This is a genomic window from Vibrio sp. PNB23_22_6 (assembly GCF_052877535.1).
On the sequence record NZ_JBNFXP010000002.1, the window covers coordinates 250,813 to 268,174 of the forward strand.

Below are 17,362 nucleotides of genomic sequence, written 5' to 3' on the forward strand. Positions count from 1 at the left end.
GAAACCATGACAGTGAGACGTTATGGTAAAAGCGTTAGGCTAAATCCTTTCGATACGCTTTGAGCTTGTAGGTAATCGATAGTACTTTGTGAAAGCGTGGCCGAGGAAACGTCGACCTCTTCAAGCTTGTTTAAGTTGTCGATATGAAGATCGTTTAGGCTAAGCGGACCGATAGTTAGGTTGGTAAGTTCGACATTGCTACTGAGATTGATATCGGTCACATTTTCGGTCCATATGACCAAGCGCTCAAGCTTAGTTAAGTGGGCAATATCGATGGAGGTTAATGCTTCACCATACACCCCGAGAGATATCAGCTCGGAATTGCCACTTAAATCGATGGTGTCGGTCAGCGGTGTTAAGGTGAAGGCTCGCGCATTTGGGAAATGACTTAATTCCACATCAATATCGGTATTAAACAAATCTAAAGTATCCAGTTTATTTAATGGCACGGTTTGGAGATCGTTTAACGGTATTGAATCTGCAGATAAATCGAATAGGTTTGGTGTTAATGATAGGTCAAGCGTTCGGATCAGAGTCATATCAATGTCGAGATGAGTCATTGCACTATGATCATTACCCCATGTGATACTACTCAGCTTATTGTTTGCTAATGTTAGCCGCTCTAGATTTGGTGAGCTTGATATATCGATCGTTTGCAATGCGTTTTCTGTCAGTGTTAGGAACTGCAACTGATTTGAGTGTGGTAGCGTGACACTGTAGATTTCATTTTGCTGTGCATCAACGTACCACAACTCAGAGTTTTTACTTAGATCAAGCTGTTGTAGGTTATTGTTAATAAGATCGAGAGAGCTGAGTTCTGTGAGTTGCTCAATGCCATCAATAGTATTGATACCAAGTTCTGAACAGTTAAGTGTGTAGATCTCCTCGGCGTAGGTGAGATCCCGATTCTCGGCTTCCGCCATTACGCATTTATGCAGGTTTTGGTCGGCAAACTCGAGTGAGTTTATGAGTGTTTTGTCGGTCTCATTTCCGTTATTTCCGCCTGTGTTGCTGCTGCTTGAGCTGGATCCTCCACCACATCCTGTGAGGGTGAGTGAGGCTAGGAGTAAGTTGGTCATTTTTATTTTCATTTTTAGTCCTTTATCTAACCGATTGCTGTGCGTTTGCAGGTGTGATTTTGATGAAATGTATCGCTTGATAAAAGCAGAAGGCAATACGAATATTGTAAGGGTGCCTGTATAACCAGTTGTAATATCAGTGTTTTCACTGTATTTGGTTGATCGTATTGACGTGAGAATGTGGTTTAGAGGGATGTGGATATGAGGTGAGCCGCAAATATACAACTTTTGTTTAGTCTTATTGCATTTTTCCGATCTTAACGATGTATCTGGTTTTTAGATGGTAAGTAACGGTATCCAGTAAGAAGGTTAGCTGATAATCCAATCACTCATCGTGATGGTGATATAGAGACTGAATATGAGTAATAACCAACAAGCCGAATTATCCTCTACCCAATAAGCGCTGGAAGAGTTGCGCGAGCGCTTACGCCAAAACCACAGGTCATGCAAAGCTCATCAAAGAAAGCGGATTCCACTTCGCTCATGTCTGGAGTGATGAAAGCCGTGGGGATGTTTGAAAAAAGCTGAGAATTTCTCTCTTTTAAAACTCAAACTGTTCAGGGTTTGTTGATACTTTTTAAGAGAAGAGCACGCAGGTGGTTTGGTATCAATACACAGGCATAAAAAGCACACATTGTAGTGTGCTATTTTTTGTTCAATGAGAGCAATTGCGCTATTTTGCTTCTTGCATTTCAGCGAAGCCACCAGCGTTATGAAGATTGCTGAAACCTCGTGACTTTAGGTGTTGATATGCTTTGCCTGAGCGAGCACCACTTCGGCAGTAAAGCACGATCTGCGTGTCTTTATCGACATTAGCAAAGTGTTTGTCCAACTCCGAAAGTGGGTAATTTACTGCGTTGTCCAGGTGCCCATCGGAAAACTCTTGTGGGGTTCGCACATCGACAATCATCGCACCTTGTTCTATCAGTTGCCAGCCTTGCTCTGCGCGTTCAGAGGCCAGTGCTGTAGTAGGCGGAAATAATGCGGTGCAGAGAATGGATAAAGCGAGAGGGAGGAGCCTCATTAAGTAATCCTTGAGTTAATGGGGAATGCTTCTCTTCTATATCATATAGAGGCGAATTTAGAGACTAACTACTTTTCTTGAAAGTGTGAGTTGTCGGTCGATTCTTGCGGCGGGGCGTTTTCACGCTTCTGCTTTTCGTGCATTGCTTCGATAAGTTGGCGATCTAACTCAGCGAAGAATCGGTCTTCCTCAGCTTTGCCACGCAAACGGAGTTTTTCTGTAAAGTCCATGACCTGCTCCCCTTATACAGCATATTTTAAGTATAGACCTGTATCAGGTGACCGGAGACTTGTGACGGGGAACCGCATGATTAAATAGAGCCCTTTAGGGGAAAGGGCTCTTAGGAGAGATGCTTAAGGTTTAAGCTTCAATAAGAGTCGCTGCGTTACGCATCGCTTCTTTGGTTGAACACTCAATAACGTTCGCGTTTGCTACATTTAGGTCAGTGATGCGGTTCTGGATACCGTTTTCACCTTGTGTTTCGACTTTGATTTTCAGACTTGCAGCTGCACCTGCTTTTCCTAATGCTCTCGTTGTCATAAATGTGTGTGCTACGCCTGATGGACAACATGTTACGGCATCGATGTCGGTTAAAAAAGCCTCTTTGCTGCTGATTCGGTTATTTTCTAATAGCATTTGTGCCTGCTGTTGAAAGACTTATTTTTTATTATTTGCTTAAAGGTTGCCTTTAATTAAATTGACGTTTGTTAGTTCTGTAATCATTTTTGACTCATAGGTACTGAAGTATTGAGGTAAATGTAATTAATGTTGCGGTTTTCATTTGGTTAATGATTGATGGATTGCGCAAGCCGACGAGTGATCTCGGACAGTTCCTCCCCTTGATACACATTGGCTAATTTAAGCTCCGAATTTGAAGCCAAGGGGAGATTAGGAGGGGTTGTCACGCGGTAGATTGAGCTGATCCATTAAGACTGATTCTTGTACTTATGCAGCAAATCTAACGGGATATGACAGTAGTCATTTGGGAAGCGCGTAAGTCGGTTTTGGTGCTCATCATCACTTGGCAAGTAATTCGTGAGTGGCAGTACTTCTACAGCGATCTTATTGGTATCTGGTCTTGCTGCGATAAATGCTTTCGCGATGGTTAGGTGTTGTTCATTTTGGCTATAAACACCAGTGCGGTATTTCTCACCTACGTCTTCACCTTGCTTGTTAATGCTGTAAGGATCGATGATCTCAAACAGATACCCCATTAAGGTTTCTACTGAAACTTGCTCAGGATCGAACTGCGTTCTTACGCACTCTGCGTAGCCATCGTATTCGGATTGGGTATTATCCGTTGTTCCGTTTGCGCGTCCAGCTTCGGTGCTGATTACGCCCGGCAGGTGGCGCATAAATTCTTGAACGCCCCAAAGGCAGCCGCCTGCGAAGTAAATTTCTTCCATCATTCTGTCCTGAAAAACTTTGCGCCATTATGGGCATCACTTTCGCTCAAACACAACTCCAACCATAGCGTTAATAACCTATCGAATGAGCAGCTCAGACATAAAATAGGAACAACTCGTTGTGATTTGCTCTCTTTTTTGTGCTGCCTTTCCTCGTTAGATTGAGCGCAGTTAAGAGCTAAGGGGAATCCTAATGAAAATTGAACCTATCGCTATTTGGACAGAACGTTTGGAAGAGCTAACAGCTTTCTATGAGAAATACTTTAATGCGGTTTCTAACGATAAACATCACTACCCAAACAAGCAGTTTTCGTCTTGCCTTCTTTCGTTTGAAAGTGGCGTACGATTGGAGTTGATGTCGATGGAAGGTGTGACCGCCTGTGAGAAACTTCAGGTGATGCAGGTCACAGGGTTAGCGCACTTTGCTTTTGCATTAGGTTCAGAACAGGCTGTGGATCAATTAACCAAAACCTTGGTGGGTGATGGCTATCAATGGATCGACGATCCGAGACAAACAGGCGATGGTTACTACGAAAGCGGCGTATTAGATCCGGATGGTAACCGTCTGAGTTAACGGTATAACGAGTATCAGGCAAGATTTGAACTTCCTTGAGCAGCAAGGCTACCCAAAGCGCATACATGGCGCGACCATCGCCTTGCAAAGTGATGATAACGATACGCGACTTGAAGTGCGTTTCGACATCAAGCAAGCCTTAGCCAGCAAGCTGCGGATTTGGAGTCACCAAACGAAACATTGGGCGACATTTCGTCTGAACTTTCGGAGAGGTAGGTCTAAACTTGAAGCAATTTGCCGCAATTCATGGCGAATATAGCGTGTTGGAGCCCACACAGCACTCCTTACGTGTCACTTATCGTTTGGTACCAATAATTACAACGGAATAGGACGTTCAAGATATGAGAACAAACACTTTACTTGCGGCATTTATGTTTCTCTCGACCTCTGTATTGGCGGAGCCTCTCTCTGTGGAAATGACCGATCTAGGTTCGGGGAAATCGGCTGGTATGGTCACGATCAGTTCGAGTGAATACGGCACGGTATTTACCCCCGATTTAAAAGGTTTGCCTGCCGGTGTGCACGGTTTTCATTTGCATGCGACCGGTTCATGTGAAAGCAGCACCAAAGATGGCAAAACCGTATTGGGGGGTGGTACTGGTGGTCACTATGATCCAGAAGAAACAGGCAAGCATGGGTTCCCGTGGACGAATGGTAACCATCTAGGTGACTTACCAGCGTTATATGTTAATGCCGATGGTGTGGCGGATCAGCCAGTATTGGCGCCTCGTGTAAAACAGGCGGATGTCAAAGGGCGAGCCTTAATGATTCATGCGGGTGGTGATAATCACTCTGATCATCCGGCTAAACTTGGCGGTGGTGGAGCACGCATTGTATGTGGTGTGATTCAGTGATTTCTCGCTGAGCTTTCCTTAAATATAAAAACGGTCCAGATAAGTTGGGCCGTTTTTTAATCGCCACAGGGCAAATTGTAGAGAGGAGAACTACGCAAGTTTTTCCACAAGGATTTCGTCAGCGTTGTCGACGAATATCGTCCCTTTTTCTTTCAACTCAGCAATGACCGAATCTACTGTGTCTGGCAGTACTGCACGAGTTGACGCTAGATTGACAATCACGCTAAAGCCTAAGTTGAGCGCTTGAATAACCGATGTCTTGACACAGAAGTCTAACGCCAAGCCGCCGACTACGAGCGTGTCGATGTTGTGAAACTTAAGGTACTCATTCGCTCCGGTCGTTTTGGTGTCGGCCGCATCATGGAAGAAAATCCCGTAAGGGTGTGCGTCTGGCTCCATGCCTTTGTTCACTTGGAAATCGTATTCAAGCACGGGTGGTAAACCATCAAGCAGTTCTACACCTGTTGTGCCAAGCACACAGTGGCGGTTCCACTTAATGTCCACGTTTGGTAGGCCTACAGGCTCAAGCATATTGGCTGGCGTTTCTGCATCCCACGCTGCTTTGGGCGGGTGTAAGTCTCGGCTGACTAATTTTAAGCGCCCCTTCGTGTGGTTCTTTTGCAGTTCTGGAACGATTTCTAATGCGCCTGTTACTGGCAGTTCGTCAGGGCAAAGTTCGGTGAACCCTTTCTCAGGATCCACGTCGATCACAGCGGTGGTTTGGTAGTTTACTCGAACTGTCATGGCAGACTCCTTGTCTGTCTCTATGTTTGCGTTAGCCACGCAAGCAGTTTTGGAAAAAAGTCACTTCGTCGCTTGCAAGGGTGTACACCATGGCAGGCTTACCGCCTTTCCCTTTGTTGGTGGACGCGACTTTGTTGGTTGGTTTGAGTACGCCAGAGTCAACCAAGCGGCGTTTGATCGTCATTCGACTGATATCAATACCAAACTCTTGGTAAGCGGCAATGATATCGGCGACCAAAAACTCTTTGTCGAGTGCAAACAATAAGACAGAGGTGTACTCGATAGAGGCCCGTAACTTCTGCCATGCTTTCTCAATCATGTTCTGGTGGTCAAATGCAAGGCTTTCCTCTCCATCGAGAATTGCTCGTAGTGAAAACCACTTGAGGTGACATTCTGCTACGCCAGCGTTGCTGATCTGTTCGATATTATTGCCGTCGACTAGCGCATAGTGGGTGATATTCAAACTCCAGTCTTCTGGATCGCGTTTTGGGTCCCCGTCAATGAAGGCTTCGCTGAAGTGACGTGGATAGGTGTGAATTTTCTCGCGGCAGATACGACGGCGAGCCGCTTCGAAGTTTTCATCTGCTGGGCGGCCACCTGCTTGGGTCATATCTTTATCAAAAACGAATCCACCAGGCAAAGCCCATACGCCATGGTAAGGGCGATCAGGGTTCGAACGCTTGATAAGCAATACTTCCAGTCCTTTATCAGCGCGGCCTGATAACCTAAATGGAATGATATCGACGGTGACTATCATGATGGTGTCCTGAGATTGATTTGTGAGTAATCTAGCGCATAACAAGCAGTCGATCAATGGGTAAGTAACTTATTGTTAGAAACGTTTTTTGCAAGCATTTATTATCATTATCAAACATAACGATATTTGAATGGTTAAGTTATCCACAGTAACTGAAGGATGGTTGCGCATAAAAAAACCATAAAAATAAGTGGTTAGTAACAAAGGTTGACAAACCTTAAGTGGGTGTTTATTGTTTACGCAATTCAGTTAGTAACAATAAGTTATATACCTAAGTGTGCCTTGTTGAGAACGTTTTTAGAACTTAATTGGGAAAACAATAAGATACGGCTTGCACCATGCTGATGGTACTTGGGTATAAACGAAAAAGGGCGTGTAGAAGGGCTCAGAATGACCACCAATTTATTTTCGTCTCGTATCATTCAAAGTGCGTTAGATTTCGACGTATACAAAGTGAATATGATGAGCGCCGTAGCGGTGTTATATCCAGATGCGATGGTGTCCTACAAGTTCATTGTGCGCAGTAATGAGGAGCTATCTGAATTATTGCCAGAAGTAAAAGCGGAAGTACTTAAGCTGCAAGACGTCTGCTTTACCAGCGAAGAAATTCAGTACATGAAGCGCATCGCGCCTTACCTTTCTCCAGAATTTCTCGATGGTCTGCATGCATTTCGTTTTAATCCTCAGCGTGATGTTGCTTTCAATATCAAGAGCATGGCCGATGGCTCAAGCCAATTACGTATCACCATCAATGGTCTATGGAGAGAAACCATTCTCTACGAAACCATCATCATGAGTATTGTTTCTGAAGTGCGCAGCCGTGTACGTTGGTCAGACATTCCAGTCGAGCAGTTCCAAGCCGTTCTTGCAGAGAAAGTTAGTCATCTCAAAACTGAACTGAAACGTCGTAATATCACTAATTTCAAATTTGCGGATATGTCGACGCGTCGTCGCTTTTCATTTCAAGCTCAGCGTTTGATGTTAGCGTACTTGAGCAAAGAGTTGCCTAATTGCCTAACTGGAACCAGTAATTACCACTTGGCTAAAGAGCTCGATCTCACGCCGATTGGCACGGTGGCACACGAATGGTTCATGGGACACCAAGCGTTAGTGAATGTACGTGACTCTCAGAAAGTGGCGTTGCAACGCTGGCAAGAGATGTTTAAGGGCGCGTTAGGTATTGCTCTTACTGATACCATTGGTATTAATGCCTTTTTGAAGGACTTCGATGAAGAACTGAGTAAGGCTTACGTTGGTGTACGCCATGACAGTGGTTGTCCGTACACGTGGGGTGAGAAGATGATTGAGCACTACCAGTCTCTTGGTATCGACCCGATGACCAAAACTTTAGTGTTTACGGATGGCCTTAACTTCGAACAAGCCCTCGATATCTGCGAGTACTTTCAAGACCGTGTGCAAGTAAGCTTCGGTATTGGTACATCGCTTGCCAATGACATGGGTGATTATGTGAATGCCCAGAGAATTCCCTACAAACCGCTGTCGATCGTGATCAAAATGGTGTCATGCAATGGTTCTCCTGTGGCGAAGATCAGTGATGAGCCAGAAAAAGCGATGTGTGAAGACATCTTCTTTTTAATGAACCTAAAGCGTCGTTTTGATCTGTCACTTGACCTTGATGAGTGCCGAACTTTACTTGACCGGCTTGAAAAAGAAGGTGATAACTATCTGATTGATGCATAGATAAAAAGTTTCTAATTCAGTTCGAATTTAATCATCACCCTCTATGGTTTCGATAAATTTATATCGGCAACCTTAGAGGGTAATTTGGTTATAGTACAGACAAAGACGAATCAGGAAAGAATGATGAACTTGGTTGTACACTTGCAGAAAAAAACGATAAGAAAACACGGTTACGAACTGGCAACGCGTCAAGCGTGGAAGTGTGGTATCAAAGCGAATCTTGTCAAACGTGTTGTGGGTATCTTCAAAGGGCAAATCGTTTGTGTGGTTGAAGGTTGCCGAGCAGAGTTGTCTACCCCGCTTAATAATCCTTTGCACGATGATGATAATCAGGGACGCTATGTGTTTGTCGGTGGCATCTTTTGGGAACCAAATAAAATCATCGCGCCAGGCTTTCCTGACTTTATGTTTATGCATCTGCGTAATTTGAGCCACCGTCATAAGTACCTAACAGACGATGAGCTGTTTTTAAGTTTGGCGTAAAATGATGACCAGTTTATTTCTTAAATCTTTGCTAGGCGCAGCGGCAGTAATGCTGATTGCGCTGCTTTCAAAATCAAAAAGCTTCTATATCGCGGGCTTGATTCCGCTTTTCCCTACGTTTGCTTTAATTGCACATTTTATTGTAGGGACAGAGCGTGACATGGAAGCGCTACGCGAAACGGCACTGTTTGGGATCTATTCATTGATTCCATATAGTGCTTATTTGATTTCGGTGTTCTACTTTAGCTATCGCTTGAGCTTAGTTGGTACGTTAACCTCGGCCACTTTAGTTTGGGTTTTGTGTGCATCGATGTTGTTGGCGTTTTGGACTCGTTGGATGGTGCCTGCGTAGTTAGCATTATTCATTAGTGGGTGACTTTCCTCTTAGTACAGCTATTGAACTCAGTGATACGAAGGCAGATAGGCTGACAGTCTTCGTATCAACTTCTGACCAATTTTTTATAACATGCGGTTTTTTACTTGTTAATGACATAGGCCTTGTCGTCTCCTGATGCGGATTTAAATTTTCGATTTACCATACTGAAAAATAGAGAAAACCATATTGGATGGGAATCATGAATATTAAATCTATTGCAATTGCAGCGGTGGTTGTTGCTGTCTTAGTAGGTTGTAAAGACAAAATGCCACCAATGCCGACGGAAGCAAATATCACGATGGTTGATGCAGTGACGGAAACGGTAAAAAAACCGCGCCAAGTGTGTAAAGACGTGGTGGTGACGCATCAGGTTCAACCAAAAGATGAAAACAAGTTACTGGGTACCGTAGGGGGTGCAGCAGCAGGAGCGGCGCTTGGTAATCAGATTGGCGGTGGTTCAGGTAAAGTGATTGCGACAGCTGCCGGTACGATTGCTGGCGCATTAGCTGGTCGTGAGATCCAAGATAATGTACAAAAAGGTGATGTCGTTACGACCACCGAAAAGAAATGTCACACAGAATACACCGCATCTGAAAAGGTTGTGGGTTACAATGTAACGTATGAGGTGGCTGGTACGCCAACGACAGTGCGTTTGCAAAGTAAGCCTGCGGGGAAAACCTTCCCAATCCAAGATGGCAAAGTGATTCTCCCACAATAATTGCTGACATAATTGAATTCAAAAAGCTTTTTGTTTTGATTAACAAAGGGCTTTTTGATATCTATGATCTACTTCTCAATAAAGTAATCGACTAAGGTTTTTCGCCACTCTCTCGATTCTCTAATCTGTAATAATGCGCGATTAATTTCTTCTTCATGTTGATTGTTTTCGGTGATGATGAAGCCATAGTTTTGTTTTTCTAATTGATAAGGTAATACTTCTAGTTTTTCGAACTGTCCACTTACTCTTCCATTGCCGATCATGTATTTAAGTATCACATCATCCCCGACAATGGCTTCAACTTCTCCCCTTTCTAAGGCTTGAAGCAATTCTGGCATATCATCGTAGCGCTTATGGCGAATGCCAAAGCTAGTAAGTAACAGTGAAGAGGTGGTTGCATCTTTAGCCCCAACTTGCACGTTGGCGAGGTCGTTTATTCCTTTTATTTGTGAATACCCCTGGCTGAGGGTGAGTTTACTGGCTAATACGGCAGTAATGCTGGCGATAAAGAGCATACTAAATACGCCAATGAGCACGGTAACAATACGTCCGGTTAAGCTCTTAAATTCAAAGTAATTGAATGGTCCACGCGTGATGAAGAGCAAGCCCAAAATAAAACTCTCTATCCAACGGCCTACTCTACTCTTCATCGAATACAGTTTTTCGTTCTTTCCTTTCTCCAATAGGTAGAAAAATGCGCCAACCACCCCTGCGGTGATGACAATGGCTCCGATGATTAACCACAACGCGGGGTTTAAAAAAATCGATTGCAAGGTATGCAGGTAGCTTTGCTTCTTCACGGCGATAGCAAGGTGGGTTTCATAAAAGGAGTGAGAAAAGTCGGCGAATAACTCACGCTCTGGTGTGATCGAAATGCACGAAACGCCGATGTCGACTTGCTTGTTTTCGATCGCATGAAGGAGTTCATCGAGTTGAAGGATTTCGAAACTGAATTCAACCTCCATGCTTTTCGCAATGCGTTCCCACAGTTCAATACTCAGTCCACTCAGTTGGGTATCGGAAGAAGCAAGTACAAAGGGAGGGCAGGGATAAGTACCTACTTTAATAGGAGAGGCCAAAGAAACGCTACTGAATAAGGAAAGAAGAAAAAGTACTGAAATGACTGTGTGTTGAAGTGTAGATTTAAATACGTTTTGCATGCACAAGACCTCGATAAGAGGCAGGAAATGAACTGCATCAAGGGCGAACGAACGCCCAATAAGCATTAGAAGAACAAAGATTGATGAGATGATGACGAATTCATGCTGCCCTAGTTTTACTTTTTACAGAATTAACTATAGCAGTTGAGACCAAACAGCAAGGGACAGTGAATTGCCCCTTGTTTCGGTTTCGACTACGCCATAGGCGCTTGATGGTGCTGTTGCTCTTCTGCAAGTTTTGCGGTTTGTTTTTGTTTTCTGCGCTCGCGTTTGGATAGCCAAATCAGAGGCACGACAATCATTACTGTACCAATTGCCATAAAGGCATCAGGTACTTCACCAAACCAAATCAATCCCACAATCACGGCGCCAATCAAACCGCTGTATTCTGCGCTAGCAACCTTGTTACTGTCGATAGAGCGATAAGCCAGTACACAAGTTGCGGCATAAATCATAATGAACAAGCTTGAGCCCGCCGCAACAGGAAAGGAGTGCCAATCCCACGTTTCGCCTTCAATAAACACTAATAACAGTGACACAGGTATGCCGGCTAGGTTGGTCATCAGTAGCGTATGTGGCACCGATTGATTTTGTGGTAGCTTACGGATCAGTAGGTTGTTGATAGCGAGTGTGACCGCAACGACTAATGCAGACAGCGCTGCCCAATCAATTTGGTCTGGACGAATAATCACAATCACTCCGGCAAAGCCCATCACAGCCGCAGCAATAGATTGCGCGGAAAGCTTTTCCCCAAAGAATATTGCAGCCAGTGGCAGCATGATCAACGGCGCGGTATAGAAGATCGCATTAGCGGTTGCGAGTGGCATCGACGAGATGGCTAAAACCATGAAAATCGCCCCCGATAACCAGACATGTGCCCGTACCGCATGCCACTTAAAGCCTTCCATTAATGGTGTTTGCTTGGTCAGTAGATACACTGGCAATAACATCATTACAGCAGATAGCTGTCGGTAAAACACGAACTGAAAAACCGGCACCTCATTACCGACACTTTTGATCAAAGCGTCTGAGAGTACCGCAACTAGGTTACCAACAATTAATAGCAGCATCGCTACGCCGACAGATGTGACTTTCACTTTATTCTTCTCCGGTTTCTTTGCCAAAGAGTAGGGGATGTCATAGGATGAAGTGAAATGATATTTATTATATTAAGTATGAGATTTTTAGATAATGAAGTTGCCACCTTTAAGAGCGGTACATTGTTTTGAATCGGCTGCTCGTCATCTGAGCTTTTCTCTCGCCGCAGAAGAACTCAACGTGACCCAAAGTGCAGTGAGTCATCAGATTCGATTGCTTGAAGATTATCTCGGGGAGGCCTTGTTCATACGCCAGGGGCGTAAGTTATCACTCTCGGAAACGGGGGCTTGTTACCTTGAAGACATTAGTCCTGCCATCAATTCAATCGCAATGGCAAGCCAAAAGGTGCGTGAAGGCGACAAAGGCAGTCTGCGATTGGCGATCTATAGTTCATTGGCCGTGAAATGGTTGATACCACGCCTTGCTGACTTTAAACGATTACATCCTGATATCGAGCTTACTTTGAATATGGTAGCAGGCGATCCAGAGCAAACCGACAGTGTGGGCGATTGTTTTATTACGGTACAAAAGCCAAAGCGTAACTACATGGCAGTGCGTTTGTATGATGAGACTTTATATCCGGTTTGCAGTCTCAACCTTTGGAAGGAAATCCAAGATCAACCATTGCCAGAAGCGCTTTGGCAATATCCTATTCTGTCTACCGATTCAATCTATCGTGAGCGTGGCAAAGATTGGACAGAGTGGTGCAAAGTTGGTGGGTATGAGTTGCCGAAGGATGTGGATATACAACATTTTAGTCACATGCTACTTGCTATCGAGGCCGCGCGTTATGACCAAGGCATCACGTTCGCCAATGACTTCATGTTGAATGAGCGAGATAAGGCTCAGGACTTGGTGTACATCCCTTCCCATGGTTTGGACACGGGAGACAGCTTTTACTTTGTGCATAAAAAGAATCGTGCTCGTCAGCCAGAAATCATGAAGTTAACCAATTGGCTCAAGCAGCAGTGTTTGTAGCGTATGGGGGGGGTGGCTGTTAGCTTCCCCTGTGGTGCTAGACTTAACTTAGATAAATCAGTGGGAGAATATCATGAGCTATGCGCACATATTGGTGGCAGTAGATTTATCGGATTCAAGTCGAGCGGTGATAGATAAAGCTATCTCGATTGCAAAAGATGCAAACAGTAAACTTTCTTTTGTTTTTGTCGATCACGACAGAGTCGCGTTGGAATCGAAGGACGAACGGAAGCTAATGCAAGAGCTTCAATCTTTAGCCGAGCAAAGTGACTATCCGGTTGCCGAGACCATGGTTGTCATCGGGGATTTGCATATCAAGCTTGCCGGTATCGCGAAGGAAAATAACATCGACCTAGTGGTTTGTGGGCACCATCATAAGTTCATGAGTCGTCTGTTTTCCTCAATACCAACTTTAGCCAATGCGATTGAGGCAGATTTGTTGGTTGTGTATTTGGACTGAATTGCCACTCAACGAACAAACGCAATGGGAGACTCTGCTGAGCCTCCCTTCTTGATGCTTAGTTAGAATGATTGTTTTTTGATCAGCGCTTTGATTACGTCAATGGCATATAGTTGACAATCAACCGCCGTTAGCGGATCGAAGTCTTGCTTGTGTTGGTCAGTGTTTGACAAGATACGAATCCCAACAAATGGCACTTGGTAAGCTTGAGCAACCAGTGCGGCAGAGGAGGTTTCCATCTCTTCTACGGACGTACCAAAAGTCTCGTGGAACCAGTTGATACGGTCTACTTCGCGGTTCCATTCGTCAGCGGAGCCAATCAACCCTTTAACCACTTTACCTTTTTTATATTGCTCAGAGAGTAAGAACGACGTTTCTACAAGCTCAGGGTCCGCCTTGAACTGTTTGTATTCAACAAAATCCCCGTTTTCACGCAGACGCATGGTTACGTCAAAGTTCTGCCATTTGGTTGGGTCGATGCCTTTGTCTTTCTCGGTGAACTGTGACTTGTAAGCGCCCATGTTGAAGCTCGCTTCGCCTACCACGATGTCACCACGGTAAAGTTTAGGGTCATGGCCACCGGACGTGCCTTGGTTGATGATGTACTTTGGTTTGAAGTATTCGATACCAATGGTTGTTGATGCGGCAGCGTTAGCGAGGCCAACTTCAGTACGAGATACGACGACTGGATAGCCATCGATTTTACCTTCCCAGAATGTCCAAGAGCCAACGATGGTTTCTTTTTTTTCATCAAGTGCTTCCACTAAGGTGCTTGTTTCGATATCCATAGCGCCTTGAACAAGAATAGGTTGGGTTTGTGCGAAAATAGAGAAGGAAAGAACAGCAGGAATAAGTGCTGTAAAATGTTTAATGATTTGCATAGAACATACTTACGACAGAAAAAGTGGGCGCAATCTACCAACGGCAAACGTTTGCGTCAATTGGCAAACCCATTCATTTTCTTAAACGATGAAAAATCTTGAACACTATTCAGAGGTGGGAGACAGAAATCCGAGCGCAAGGCTCGGATTGTGTGGTTAAGACGTGAAGAAAAGTGAACGTCTTATTGTTGCTTGCTTAGGTTATAGGACGACGCAAGATCGCCCGTGGCTTTTTCCCCATTCATATCTAATTTCATTAGTATGTTCTCGCCAACGAAATATTGGTTTGGCGCCTCTTCGTCGATTAGAGTGACGGTATTACCGGCTTGATTCCAAGTAAATTGACCATCAGAGTTAAATTGATTGCCTTCTTTGCCTTTATATACTTGTACTAGCGTGTAGCTGCCATCTGGATTTAGGGTCAAGGTCGTTTCAATGCCTTCGCAATCGGCACAAGGCAGTATTCCTTGGTAAGTGCCATCCCAATCTAAGGCGTTTTGTGCATTGTGTGCCGAATCTACCAATGTTTCTTCGGCGATCACTTGCTCTTCTTCGATCGGTGTTGCGTTAAGGGTGGTTTCAGTTTCTGTTGCTTGAGGGACATCAACGGTAGTGGTGTCTGCTGGTTTTTCGTCCTGACAACCGGCCAAAATAAATACCGCACAGCTTAATGCTAACAATGTCTTTTTCATTTTAATCCTCTATGAATCAATTAGGGCATGATTTTAATAATAGAACGGTATAAGAAACCTGCGTCAGAATTACGCAAGCTATTGATCCAATTATGTCAAAGCAGAGCATCAGTCGTAAAAATGCAACAAAATAGATGAGGCCGCTGGTGGATGATGAGAACGTGTAAGTCAATCGAAAAAGGCTCATCAATGATGAGCCTTTCGTCAGGGGTTAGGATGCTTTATCCATTCTTGGTGGCTTTTTTGCTTCTTTTTTCTGTGCATGTTGACTTACGTCATCAGTAAAGATTTCCGCGACGGCACTTCGTTCTAGCTCACCTTGTAGGTTACCCTCATTATCGACCACAGGCAGTGAGTAGTCACAAGACATGGTCTCTGGTAACACGTGCTCTATAACGGAGTCCGGTGAGATCACGGGTACGTGTTCGTAAATCTCTTTATCAATTTCTTGAGTTGTGCTGTCCTTCGCAGCGTCCAATAAGCTCTCTTTGGTCACAACACCTTGATAGCCATCGTCAGTGACATGGTAAGCATAATCTTGCTTCACACGCTTCATTTCGACTAACGCTTCTTCAATCGTTGTTGCAGTAATGCGGTAGGCAGGAGGCTGCATGACGGTCTCAACAGTAAGAGCACGGGCGCGGTTTACATCTTTAACGAATGCCTCTACGTACTCGTCAGCAGGATGGAGCAGAATCTCATCAGGAGAGCCTTGCTGAACAAGCTCACCATCTTTCAGGATGGCGATTTGGTCGCCTAGACGCAGTGCTTCATCAAGGTCATGCGTAATGAAGATGATGGTTTTGTGCAGCTTTTCCTGGAGTTCAATCAATTGATCTTGCATTTCACTACGGATTAACGGATCGAGCGCTGAGAACGCTTCATCCATTAACAGAATTTCAGCATCAGTTGCCAGTGCTCGAGCTAAGCCCACACGTTGCTGTTGACCACCAGAAAGCTGTGCAGGGTATTGATTTCCGTAACCCGTCAAACCAACCGTTTCTAGCCATTCATTGGCTTTTGCTAAGCGCTCTTCCTTTTTAAAACCTTGAATTTCAAGACCGTAGGCAACGTTATCAATGACGGTACGATGCGGAAGCAGCCCAAAACGCTGAAATACCATCGACATTTTATTGCGGCGGAACTCTTCAAGCTCAGCGGTGGAAAGCTGCATTACATCGACGCCTTCAACTAAAATTTGCCCCATAGTCGGGTCAATCAGACGGTTGAAGTGACGAATCATGGTGGATTTTCCAGAACCTGATAATCCCATAATGACGAAAATTTCGCCTTTGTTGATTTTCAGATTGATGTCTTTTAAGCCAACGGTGTGCCCTGTTTCTGCTAATATTTGATCTTTACTTTGACCAGATTTTACTCTCTCCACGACAGAGTTTGGTTTTGGACCGAAGATCTTGTACAGGCCGCTGATTTCAATAAGTGGCTTAGTCATGTTTGAGATCTCCTAAGTGAGCTTGAGTTCTTTTAGCATAGGCTTGAGAGGCGCGATCAAACAAGATCGCCAATGCTACGATGGCCAAACCGTTAAGTAGACCGAGAGTGAAGTACTGATTAGTGATGGACTTCAATACTGGTTGCCCTAAGCCTTTTACACCGATCATAGATGCAATCACAACCATAGAAAGCGCCATCATGATAGTCTGGTTGATACCGGCCATGATGGTTGGCATTGCCAATGGGAGTTGTACGCCCATAAGGCGCTGCTTTTTACTTGCACCAAAAGCGGTCGCGGCTTCGAGTACTTCTTTATCAACTAGGCGAATACCTAGATTGGTTAATCGAATTACGGGTGGAATTGCATAAATAACCACAGCAATCAAGCCTGGAATTTTCCCGATGCCTAGCAGCATAACCACAGGAATCAGGTATACGAAAGCAGGCATGGTTTGCATTACGTCCAATAGCGGCGTGACAATAGATTGAATTCGATTCGAGCGTGCCATCGCGATGCCGATCGGTATTCCGAGTACAATGGCGAGCATGGTACAGACGGTAATGATACTAAGGGTTCGCATGGTGTCTTCCCACATGCCGAAATAGCCAATCAGTAGTAATGAACCAAAACAGGCGACAGCGAGCTTCCAAGAACGACTTGCGGCATACACTAACGCTACGCAGACGCCAAGAGTGATAACCCATGGTGTGGAAATCAGGAGTTTTTCGAACCAAACAAGAAATGAGAGAAGAGGGTCGAAGAGTGATTCAATTAGGTCGCCGTATTCGCGAGAAAAATCGCGGTAGGCACCATCTAAAGTTTTACGGATGGCTCTGAGATCTGAGCGTTCCATTTCTGGAAATTCGCTAAGCCAATTCGAGTCAGACATGTTTACTTCCTTTTCTTACCGAGGTTCACCTG

20 protein-coding genes and 2 pseudogenes are annotated in these 17,362 nt (G+C 44.6%); 9 read left to right on the forward strand and 13 right to left on the reverse strand.

Going from position 1 to position 17,362, the window contains the following annotated elements; genetic code table 11:
- Positions 1-20: 20 nt before the first annotated feature.
- From ACVA54_RS02860 to ACVA54_RS02880, 5 genes and pseudogenes are all read right to left on the reverse strand, one after another.
- Positions 21-1,079: a hypothetical protein gene (locus ACVA54_RS02860; RefSeq protein ID WP_446649387.1), complete on the reverse strand. Its 1,059-nt coding sequence runs from the start codon at positions 1,077-1,079 to the stop codon at positions 21-23.
- Positions 1,080-1,752: 673 nt separating this feature from the next.
- A complete protein-coding gene (locus ACVA54_RS02865; RefSeq protein WP_099079645.1) occupies positions 1,753-2,103 on the reverse strand; it encodes a rhodanese-like domain-containing protein in 351 nt (116 codons plus the stop codon).
- A gap of 68 nt (positions 2,104-2,171) precedes the next feature.
- Entirely contained in the window at positions 2,172-2,333 is a 162-nt protein-coding gene (locus tag ACVA54_RS02870) for a hypothetical protein (RefSeq protein WP_172438127.1), read from the reverse strand.
- Positions 2,334-2,463: 130 nt separating this feature from the next.
- A pseudogene (locus tag ACVA54_RS02875) lies at positions 2,464-2,691 on the reverse strand (PTS fructose transporter subunit IIB); the annotation flags it as partial.
- Positions 2,692-3,029: 338 nt separating this feature from the next.
- Complete coding sequence (locus ACVA54_RS02880) at positions 3,030-3,509, reverse strand: peptide-methionine (S)-S-oxide reductase (RefSeq protein ID WP_099079646.1); 480 nt, start codon at positions 3,507-3,509, stop codon at positions 3,030-3,032.
- 193 nt (positions 3,510-3,702) lie between these two features.
- On the opposite strand from ACVA54_RS02880, the gene ACVA54_RS02885 reads away from it, so the two are divergent.
- From ACVA54_RS02885 to sodC, 3 genes and pseudogenes are all read left to right on the forward strand, one after another.
- Positions 3,703-4,083 carry a VOC family protein gene (locus ACVA54_RS02885; protein WP_446596846.1) on the forward strand — a complete coding sequence of 127 codons (381 nt, stop codon included), beginning with the start codon at positions 3,703-3,705 and terminating at the stop codon, positions 4,081-4,083.
- A pseudogene (locus tag ACVA54_RS02890) lies at positions 4,079-4,266 on the forward strand (DNA-binding transcriptional regulator YciT); the annotation flags it as partial. The gene ACVA54_RS02885 and the pseudogene ACVA54_RS02890, both read left to right, overlap by 5 nt.
- 158 nt (positions 4,267-4,424) lie before the next feature.
- Positions 4,425-4,937: a superoxide dismutase [Cu-Zn] SodC gene (sodC, locus tag ACVA54_RS02895; protein WP_446649388.1), complete on the forward strand. Its 513-nt coding sequence runs from the start codon at positions 4,425-4,427 to the stop codon at positions 4,935-4,937.
- Positions 4,938-5,027: 90 nt separating this feature from the next.
- Here sodC and ACVA54_RS02900 read toward each other — a convergent pair whose 3' ends face one another.
- Both ACVA54_RS02900 and ACVA54_RS02905 read right to left on the reverse strand, forming a co-directional pair.
- A complete protein-coding gene (locus tag ACVA54_RS02900) occupies positions 5,028-5,681 on the reverse strand; it encodes a nicotinamidase (RefSeq protein ID WP_099079649.1) in 654 nt (217 codons plus the stop codon).
- Positions 5,682-5,712: 31 nt separating this feature from the next.
- Positions 5,713-6,438, reverse strand: coding sequence for an NUDIX domain-containing protein (locus tag ACVA54_RS02905; RefSeq protein WP_099079650.1), 726 nt, complete (start codon positions 6,436-6,438; stop codon positions 5,713-5,715).
- 390 nt (positions 6,439-6,828) lie between these two features.
- On the opposite strand from ACVA54_RS02905, the gene pncB reads away from it, so the two are divergent.
- The 4 genes from pncB to ACVA54_RS02925 all read left to right on the forward strand — a co-directional run bounded on the left by pncB (position 6,829) and on the right by ACVA54_RS02925 (position 9,716).
- Entirely contained in the window at positions 6,829-8,139 is a 1,311-nt protein-coding gene (pncB, locus tag ACVA54_RS02910; RefSeq protein ID WP_446649389.1) for a nicotinate phosphoribosyltransferase, read from the forward strand.
- A 123-nt stretch (positions 8,140-8,262) separates the two neighbouring features.
- Positions 8,263-8,622 carry an acyl-CoA synthetase gene (locus tag ACVA54_RS02915; protein ID WP_446579248.1) on the forward strand — a complete coding sequence of 120 codons (360 nt, stop codon included), beginning with the start codon at positions 8,263-8,265 and terminating at the stop codon, positions 8,620-8,622.
- A 4-nt stretch (positions 8,623-8,626) separates the two neighbouring features.
- Positions 8,627-8,974 (forward strand): GlpM family protein, encoded by a 348-nt coding sequence (locus tag ACVA54_RS02920; RefSeq protein WP_099079682.1) that lies wholly within the window; start codon positions 8,627-8,629, stop codon positions 8,972-8,974.
- A 223-nt stretch (positions 8,975-9,197) separates the two neighbouring features.
- Entirely contained in the window at positions 9,198-9,716 is a 519-nt protein-coding gene (locus ACVA54_RS02925) for a glycine zipper 2TM domain-containing protein (RefSeq protein WP_446579233.1), read from the forward strand.
- Positions 9,717-9,784: 68 nt separating this feature from the next.
- Here ACVA54_RS02925 and ACVA54_RS02930 read toward each other — a convergent pair whose 3' ends face one another.
- Positions 9,785-10,876 carry a transporter substrate-binding domain-containing protein gene (locus ACVA54_RS02930; RefSeq protein WP_099079683.1) on the reverse strand — a complete coding sequence of 364 codons (1,092 nt, stop codon included), beginning with the start codon at positions 10,874-10,876 and terminating at the stop codon, positions 9,785-9,787.
- 194 nt (positions 10,877-11,070) lie between these two features.
- Complete coding sequence (locus tag ACVA54_RS02935; protein WP_446596844.1) at positions 11,071-11,973, reverse strand: DMT family transporter; 903 nt, start codon at positions 11,971-11,973, stop codon at positions 11,071-11,073.
- Between the two features lie 94 nt (positions 11,974-12,067).
- On the opposite strand from ACVA54_RS02935, the gene ACVA54_RS02940 reads away from it, so the two are divergent.
- Both ACVA54_RS02940 and ACVA54_RS02945 read left to right on the forward strand, forming a co-directional pair.
- Positions 12,068-12,952 carry a LysR family transcriptional regulator gene (locus ACVA54_RS02940; RefSeq protein ID WP_446596843.1) on the forward strand — a complete coding sequence of 295 codons (885 nt, stop codon included), beginning with the start codon at positions 12,068-12,070 and terminating at the stop codon, positions 12,950-12,952.
- Between the two features lie 73 nt (positions 12,953-13,025).
- The gene (locus ACVA54_RS02945) at positions 13,026-13,412 is read left to right on the forward strand and encodes a universal stress protein (protein ID WP_446579236.1); all 387 of its coding nucleotides are present in this window, start codon (positions 13,026-13,028) and stop codon (positions 13,410-13,412) included.
- Between the two features lie 62 nt (positions 13,413-13,474).
- Here the strand turns inward: ACVA54_RS02945 and ACVA54_RS02950 are convergent, their stop codons facing one another.
- The 4 genes from ACVA54_RS02950 to ACVA54_RS02965 all read right to left on the reverse strand — a co-directional run bounded on the left by ACVA54_RS02950 (position 13,475) and on the right by ACVA54_RS02965 (position 17,330).
- Positions 13,475-14,293 (reverse strand): 5'-methylthioadenosine/S-adenosylhomocysteine nucleosidase, encoded by an 819-nt coding sequence (locus ACVA54_RS02950; RefSeq protein WP_446649390.1) that lies wholly within the window; start codon positions 14,291-14,293, stop codon positions 13,475-13,477.
- A gap of 182 nt (positions 14,294-14,475) precedes the next feature.
- Positions 14,476-14,985 carry a copper resistance protein NlpE gene (locus tag ACVA54_RS02955; RefSeq protein ID WP_446649391.1) on the reverse strand — a complete coding sequence of 170 codons (510 nt, stop codon included), beginning with the start codon at positions 14,983-14,985 and terminating at the stop codon, positions 14,476-14,478.
- Positions 14,986-15,196: 211 nt separating this feature from the next.
- Complete coding sequence (locus ACVA54_RS02960) at positions 15,197-16,438, reverse strand: quaternary amine ABC transporter ATP-binding protein (protein ID WP_099079659.1); 1,242 nt, start codon at positions 16,436-16,438, stop codon at positions 15,197-15,199.
- Positions 16,431-17,330: an ABC transporter permease gene (locus ACVA54_RS02965; RefSeq protein ID WP_099079660.1), complete on the reverse strand. Its 900-nt coding sequence runs from the start codon at positions 17,328-17,330 to the stop codon at positions 16,431-16,433. Before ACVA54_RS02965 ends, ACVA54_RS02960 begins: the two co-directional genes overlap by 8 nt.
- Positions 17,331-17,362 lie beyond the last annotated feature (32 nt).

What these genes read in the sequence shown, in the direction of transcription:
- ACVA54_RS02860 (WP_446649387.1), bottom strand. Translation starts at nt 1,079, where the DNA reads ATGACCAACTTACTCCTAGCCTCACTCACCCTCACAGGATGTGGTGGA.
- ACVA54_RS02865 (WP_099079645.1), bottom strand. Translation starts at nt 2,103, where the DNA reads ATGAGGCTCCTCCCTCTCGCTTTATCCATTCTCTGCACCGCATTATTT.
- ACVA54_RS02870 (WP_172438127.1), bottom strand. Translation starts at nt 2,333, where the DNA reads ATGGACTTTACAGAAAAACTCCGTTTGCGTGGCAAAGCTGAGGAAGAC.
- ACVA54_RS02880 (WP_099079646.1), bottom strand. Translation starts at nt 3,509, where the DNA reads ATGGAAGAAATTTACTTCGCAGGCGGCTGCCTTTGGGGCGTTCAAGAA.
- ACVA54_RS02885 (WP_446596846.1), top strand. Translation starts at nt 3,703, where the DNA reads ATGAAAATTGAACCTATCGCTATTTGGACAGAACGTTTGGAAGAGCTA.
- sodC (WP_446649388.1), top strand. Translation starts at nt 4,425, where the DNA reads ATGAGAACAAACACTTTACTTGCGGCATTTATGTTTCTCTCGACCTCT.
- ACVA54_RS02900 (WP_099079649.1), bottom strand. Translation starts at nt 5,681, where the DNA reads ATGACAGTTCGAGTAAACTACCAAACCACCGCTGTGATCGACGTGGAT.
- ACVA54_RS02905 (WP_099079650.1), bottom strand. Translation starts at nt 6,438, where the DNA reads ATGATAGTCACCGTCGATATCATTCCATTTAGGTTATCAGGCCGCGCT.
- pncB (WP_446649389.1), top strand. Translation starts at nt 6,829, where the DNA reads ATGACCACCAATTTATTTTCGTCTCGTATCATTCAAAGTGCGTTAGAT.
- ACVA54_RS02915 (WP_446579248.1), top strand. Translation starts at nt 8,263, where the DNA reads ATGAACTTGGTTGTACACTTGCAGAAAAAAACGATAAGAAAACACGGT.
- ACVA54_RS02920 (WP_099079682.1), top strand. Translation starts at nt 8,627, where the DNA reads ATGACCAGTTTATTTCTTAAATCTTTGCTAGGCGCAGCGGCAGTAATG.
- ACVA54_RS02925 (WP_446579233.1), top strand. Translation starts at nt 9,198, where the DNA reads ATGAATATTAAATCTATTGCAATTGCAGCGGTGGTTGTTGCTGTCTTA.
- ACVA54_RS02930 (WP_099079683.1), bottom strand. Translation starts at nt 10,876, where the DNA reads ATGCAAAACGTATTTAAATCTACACTTCAACACACAGTCATTTCAGTA.
- ACVA54_RS02940 (WP_446596843.1), top strand. Translation starts at nt 12,068, where the DNA reads ATGAAGTTGCCACCTTTAAGAGCGGTACATTGTTTTGAATCGGCTGCT.
- ACVA54_RS02945 (WP_446579236.1), top strand. Translation starts at nt 13,026, where the DNA reads ATGAGCTATGCGCACATATTGGTGGCAGTAGATTTATCGGATTCAAGT.
- ACVA54_RS02950 (WP_446649390.1), bottom strand. Translation starts at nt 14,293, where the DNA reads ATGCAAATCATTAAACATTTTACAGCACTTATTCCTGCTGTTCTTTCC.
- ACVA54_RS02955 (WP_446649391.1), bottom strand. Translation starts at nt 14,985, where the DNA reads ATGAAAAAGACATTGTTAGCATTAAGCTGTGCGGTATTTATTTTGGCC.
- ACVA54_RS02960 (WP_099079659.1), bottom strand. Translation starts at nt 16,438, where the DNA reads ATGACTAAGCCACTTATTGAAATCAGCGGCCTGTACAAGATCTTCGGT.
- ACVA54_RS02965 (WP_099079660.1), bottom strand. Translation starts at nt 17,330, where the DNA reads ATGTCTGACTCGAATTGGCTTAGCGAATTTCCAGAAATGGAACGCTCA.